The organism is Sphingorhabdus sp. (assembly GCF_023910635.1).
Taxonomy (GTDB): Bacteria; Pseudomonadota; Alphaproteobacteria; order Sphingomonadales; family Sphingomonadaceae; genus Sphingorhabdus_B.
Genome location: NZ_JAAVVZ010000044.1, coordinates 1 through 5,467, shown reverse-complemented (window position 1 = coordinate 5,467; position 5,467 = coordinate 1). Strand labels below are relative to the sequence as shown.

Here is a 5,467-nt window from a genome sequence, read left to right as displayed (position 1 = left end):
TAACCGCGCCTCGGTCGCGGCGGCGCTGAAAGAGAATATCCGTCCGAACAGCGGAAAAGTGAAGCTTTGGACGTCGATTCCACGCGCGGACCCCAATATGCGGCGCAGTGCCTATCTCGCGCTTACGACGCTGCGCAATCAACTCATCACCGCCGGGGTTCCGGCATCCGCGATGGAGGTCAGGGTTTACGAAGGGGCAGGATCCGCATCGGGCGGACTGCGTCTGTTTGTAGTCACAGAACCCTGACCATCTGTTGGGGCAAAAGAAACGTCAGGGTAAGGTTAGGAAAAACATCATGGCAGAAACATATACGTCAATACTACCGATGGAGGAAACGTCAGGCAGCCGCAGCTTCGTTGGCCCAGGCGGCAAAGCGGCGCTGCGCTGGGTTCAGGCATTCTGGATTCTGGCCTTTGTCGTCATCGGCGGCGCGACGGCATTTCAAGATGCAGTTGTCACATCCATCGCGTCCACCCCGCACCCGGAAATCGTCTACATCATTTTTGCGGTAGCCGGTGCTGCCGCAATTATGCTGGGCATTGTTTTGCACGATTTTCTTAAGGAACAAACTTGGTTTGATGTCCTGAGGTCCAGGTCCCCCGAAGATCAGGACCGGATGATCGCAGCATTACCCCGGACGGGCAGCATGGCGTATTTCTACCGGGTCTATATGCAAACGCGCGGTATGCCGCTCGCCACCCGTCAACCCGCTATGGAAGATGAAATGAGCGGCGTGGAAGCGCAAATGCTCGGCCGCCTTTCCATGCCCAATTTGCTTTCGGGCAGCCTTGTCGGCCTTGGTCTCGTCGGAACGTTTATCGGTCTGCTGCAAACACTGGACGAATTGTCCGGCGTGTTTGCTGCGCTCGGCGGCGGTTCTGGCAGCGATTCCGGCGCCATGTTCTCGACCATGATTGTGAAATTGCAAGGCCCGATGCAGGGCATGGGTACCGCATTCGTGGCGTCGCTTTATGGTCTTTTGGGTTCGCTCGTCATTGGCCTCACCGTCAGCAGCGTGAAATCAGCCGGGGAACGCCTGTTCCGCGACGTGCGTGAATTCATCAACGAAGAACTGTACCCAGCAGGCGGTGCTTTGGTTGTAGGCACCCCCATTGTTGGTGTGCAAGCGGCTGGTGCGGAGCTAAGCACTGCGTTCTCGCCCGAGCAATCGGCGATATTGCATACAATCATTCGTGAAGAACATCAGGCGATGCGCGATTTGTTTGTTCAATGGGAGCGGAGTTTCTCAAAGCGGTTTGACCAACTGTCCAATGTGGTAACCCATGTTAATCACCAGCTTGTGGACACCTTAAATACCGTAGGTGCGCAGGCCGAACGCAATGCAGACCAGTTGAAATTAGTGTCGGACGCTGGAGGGCGTCTGGCGTCCGCTATCGACGATAAGGGTGGCCGGTTTGTCGACCAAATCGACTCGCTGCGTCAGGACCTGTCGGTGGCCCAACATGGGGTATTCCCGGTATTTGGACGGCTTGCGCTTGCCTTGGCTGTTATCGGGGCAATCGCAGGACTCGCCGCAGCCGCGCTGTCCTTCGGTTCGGGTAGTGCTACCACGCCGCCGAAAGCTGCTCCAGCAGCAGTCGTGGCACCAGCAGCTGCACCACCGCCGGCAGCGGACTTAGCCACAAAGGCGCCGTCAAACACTGCCAAAGCACCGGAGCAGGTGATTGTTGCCGAAGGTGACAGCCTTTCCGGAATAGCAATAAGTAGGGGTATTCCCGTTGAAGCTATGATTGATGCAAATCCGCAATTGACTGACCCTACGCGTTTGTATCCGGGCGATACGGTCAATCTGCCGACGGCGGAGTAAAGCGGAACTGTGCAACATCGCAGTTTTTTTGAAAATATGAAAATAAAAGGCGGAGTGCGCAGCTCCGCCTTTTTTATGGGTTGTTCCGGCATTTTGGCACAGCGGGATTTTTGGCCGTTCACTGTCTCGCCGACATCGCATATCCGATCGCGCAAGGGTTCGCTTCGCGGCAGATTGTTCTGCCTTTGGGTCGACAGCCCCATCGCAATACCCACTCCGGCGGTGCATGTTGCGTGCGCTGCCTTATTCAGGCCACCGGATTGGCGGCCAAAAGATACCGATTGTTAACCAAAGTTTATTTCCCTTAACGCATTGTTTTACTGACTATTGATGATATATTTTCTATAAGCATGGAAGGGAGTGATGCATGATATGATCGAGAACGGAAAAATTCGAAAAGCACATGTCATCGGTCCGCTTGGCGATCTGTTAACTATGGAAAGCCTTCCTCCGATTGGCACCACACGATGGGTCGTTCGCCGCAAGGCCGAAGTCGTCGCTGCCGTCACCGGAGGATTGCTGAGCATGGACGAAGCTTGCAAACGGTATAACTTGACGATGGAAGAATTCGCGTCGTGGCAGCGCGCCGTTGATCGTTCGGGCCTTGCTGGACTGCGGGTAACGCGCGCGCAACATTATCGTGATTTATACAAACGCCAACAAAAGAACTAACGCCATCTTGCTCTGCTCGGCACAGCCGCCAACGCGCGGCTGGCCGGAACCGCCTCACGCGCTATCATTATAGTTCCCTCAAAATGACATGACAGCAAGGACCGGTATACAGGCATGAAAAAGCCCGCCGCTGCGTAAGCGCAGGGCGGGCTCATATTCTATACGGAATCAGTGCCGATTATTCGGCAGCTTTCTGCATGTCTTTGCCAGCTTCTTCAACAGCGGCGCCGGCTTCGGCTGTTGCGTCACCAGCGGCCTCTGCGGTTGCGTCGGCTGCGCCTTCTGTGGCAGTCATCGCGTTCTCTACTCCAGCTTCCATAGCTTCGCCAGTTGCGTCGGCGGCTTCGGCGGTTTCCTCGGCAGCCTTTTCACCAGCTTCGCCACATGCGGTAAGCGATGCTGCAAATGCAAGAGCAGCAACGGTTGCGACTAATTTCTTCATCTTGATTCTCCTAAGTCCCTATAATCCCTCGCGGGCATGATGAAGGTAACGGATGAAGGCCGCCATGCGCAACTATTTTTCCAGCCCGCGTGAAATACCCCATTGGCGCGCAACGGTGTAACCGAGATAGCCAGTGCCAAACAACGCATATAAAGGCTCTGGCAGGCCGTTGAGATACGCGTTCATTCCGCGCGCAATATTGGCCGCGGCCTCTGGCTGAACCGCGGCAATCAACCCCATCGGGATCGCCCACAACAGCATGGCATACATGACATACAGAAAACTGGGCCGTGCGCGGCTTGTCCATGGGTCTGCGGATTGCGCCTCCGCCAAGACGGCGGACAATTGCGTGCGCAATGCATCCATCTCCTGACTGCCTTGCAGCTTGATCAGTTCCAGCTTTGCCGCATCCCGCGCTTTCGGGTCTGGAATGATTTTGTCGATCAGGCTCGCAATAGGGCCGATGATACCTTCAATGAGTGACATGGCATGCTCCTATCAAAAATTAACCAATACGGCTTGTGAGCCAGCCATATAGAAATGCCTCTTGCGCAGGGCGCGCTTCGGCTAAGCGGACATAATGGGCCCCTTGCAACGCATCGATTGCTCTGGTCAGAACGGTCTCAGCCGGTGGCCCGCGTTTTGCCAAAAATACCGTCAGCGCGCGCAAAGTGTCGGGGCCGATTGTGCGGTCTACGGCTATGTCTGGATAATCCGCGCCATTGCGGTTCAGGGCATTCAATGCGCGTTGCAAAAATCCGATTGCTGTGCCGGTGCCCATATTGACGCCAGTGTCAAATAGCTCACATGCTAATATCGGTGCGATCTGCGCCACATTATCGAAGGCAGGCGCGCGCCAATATTGCTTTTCATAAATCAACGCCGCAACGCTGCGCGGCAATTCTTCCATCTGCCCCATATAGCCATGCCGACGGGCAACCGCCTGTGTGATGCCCCAGCGCGTTGGTCCACCCTTATCGGCAGGGTGGTCGACAAAGCCACCCTCACGGGCAATCAGGTCGTCAATTAATTCGTCAATATTGTCGCGCATTAAAGCACCCTCACTTTCAAAATATATAATAACCAAATGGGTTATTTGTAGGAAAGTAAAATGTGCCAAACGCACGATCTACGCTGGTTGGCGCGCCGTTGAGCTTTTATTTTTCGGTAGAATTTTTGGTCGGGACGACAGGATTCGAACTTGCGACCCCTACGCCCCCAGCCCGTGATTTAGGGGGTTCCGGGTGCACCGTGACGCACGTGAAAAACCTTACATAAACTTCAGAATTCTGACATTTATTGAGCATGGCCGTTGTTGCATCGGGTGCCACTTTGTTCCCGTCTAATTCATCAAGTTGCACCATCACAGCAGCACCACATTGATTCGAAGGCGGTAAACTATGCGTGCAGCTCTGACCCAAATGGTCTTCCTCAAACGTCCCATATTGTCAGCCAAAGTCGATCATCGCGACACGCGGTTGAAGGGTCTAGGATCATGCCCCGCGGCACGAATTCTTATCATTACGAATATGCGCGCGCCGCATTTTTCAGGGTTGATCGACGAGTTTGTTCCAGGCGAAGCAGCAGTGATCGACGATATCGTCATGGGATTTGAATATCCGGTTGTAGAGCGATTCTGTCGCCGCGTTGGTCCGTTTTGAACTATTATCGATTATTTTAGATGGAATTACGTAAATTTATGCAGTGGCTGATGCATCTCATGGGCATGCGTATGTCAGGAATTCGGTCCGTATTGGCCTACTATCATTAAATTTACATAATATTACTTCAATTTACATATCTATTGTTGGATTTCATGTGTATGCGAAGAATTAAGTCCGTTTTGGACCATTTGTTTTTGGTGCAGAACCCTTGCTTCGGGTCATTCCCCTCGGCATGAAATCTTATTGTTGCGAATATGCGCGCGCCGCATTTTCCTGGGTTGATTGACGAGTTTGTTCGAGGCGAAGCAGCACTGATCGAAGATATCGTCATGGGATTTGAATATTCGGTTGGAGAGCTATTCTCTCACGGATTAATGTGATTCATCATCGGGTCTACATAAATTCGTAAATTTACGTAAAATTTACCAAGTGGTTGGTGGGTGTCATTATTATGTCACAAATTCAATCATTTATGGGCTTAAATCCATCTGATTCGTTATGGTATATTATTTCTTCGTGAGGCGTATGTCCCTAGATAAAGTGCAGAAAGGCAAAGCATGGCTACGATTATTCGACTGACGGCAAAGAATGGCGCGATTAAGGAATTTCCTTTTGTAGGCAAGTTCAAGCTTGATCCCCAGTTTCTTGGTGCGAAAGTTGAGGTAATCGACAGCGTTACCGGAGCTTGGGTGTCAGCCGTTAAAGTCCGTATTCGTGGCAAGAATGTTGATCTATCATATTCTGAAGACGCGCAACCACGCGAGGCAAAGCCCGAAGTTGCTACCGAGAGCCAGAGCTCTTCGGATGCAGGCTTGAAAGACGGTTCCAATTTGTCTGACTTAGATACCGGCGATACAGGG

Annotated in this window: 8 protein-coding genes; 5 read left to right on the top strand and 3 right to left on the bottom strand. The window is 52.8% G+C overall.

The window, feature by feature from the left end; all coding sequences use genetic code 11:
• The 3 genes from HEQ34_RS13740 to HEQ34_RS13730 all read left to right on the top strand — a co-directional run.
• The coding region (locus HEQ34_RS13740; RefSeq protein ID WP_296201429.1) for a hypothetical protein at positions 1 to 247 on the top strand (247 nt) is incomplete at its 5' end.
• Positions 248 to 296: 49 nt separating this feature from the next.
• Positions 297 to 1,829, top strand: coding sequence for a LysM peptidoglycan-binding domain-containing protein (locus HEQ34_RS13735; RefSeq protein ID WP_296201427.1), 1,533 nt, complete (start codon positions 297 to 299; stop codon positions 1,827 to 1,829).
• Between the two features lie 372 nt (positions 1,830 to 2,201).
• Positions 2,202 to 2,501, top strand: a complete 300-nt coding sequence (locus HEQ34_RS13730) for a DUF1153 domain-containing protein (RefSeq protein ID WP_296201431.1) — start codon at positions 2,202 to 2,204, stop codon at positions 2,499 to 2,501.
• A gap of 178 nt (positions 2,502 to 2,679) precedes the next feature.
• Here HEQ34_RS13730 and HEQ34_RS13725 read toward each other — a convergent pair whose 3' ends face one another.
• The 3 genes from HEQ34_RS13725 to HEQ34_RS13715 form a co-directional block, all read right to left on the bottom strand.
• A complete protein-coding gene (locus tag HEQ34_RS13725) occupies positions 2,680 to 2,943 on the bottom strand; it encodes a hypothetical protein (RefSeq protein ID WP_296201424.1) in 264 nt (87 codons plus the stop codon).
• Between the two features lie 72 nt (positions 2,944 to 3,015).
• The gene (locus HEQ34_RS13720) at positions 3,016 to 3,429 is read right to left on the bottom strand and encodes a holin family protein (RefSeq protein WP_296201420.1); all 414 of its coding nucleotides are present in this window, start codon (positions 3,427 to 3,429) and stop codon (positions 3,016 to 3,018) included.
• Between the two features lie 19 nt (positions 3,430 to 3,448).
• Positions 3,449 to 3,994 (bottom strand): glycosyl hydrolase 108 family protein, encoded by a 546-nt coding sequence (locus tag HEQ34_RS13715; RefSeq protein WP_296201418.1) that lies wholly within the window; start codon positions 3,992 to 3,994, stop codon positions 3,449 to 3,451.
• A 349-nt stretch (positions 3,995 to 4,343) separates the two neighbouring features.
• Between HEQ34_RS13715 and HEQ34_RS13710 the strand changes: the two genes are divergently transcribed.
• Both HEQ34_RS13710 and HEQ34_RS13705 read left to right on the top strand, forming a co-directional pair.
• Positions 4,344 to 4,604 carry a hypothetical protein gene (locus tag HEQ34_RS13710; RefSeq protein WP_296201417.1) on the top strand — a complete coding sequence of 87 codons (261 nt, stop codon included), beginning with the start codon at positions 4,344 to 4,346 and terminating at the stop codon, positions 4,602 to 4,604.
• Between the two features lie 560 nt (positions 4,605 to 5,164).
• Positions 5,165 to 5,467, top strand: a 303-nt coding sequence (locus HEQ34_RS13705; RefSeq protein WP_296201415.1) for a hypothetical protein, incomplete at its 3' end; no start/stop codon positions are given.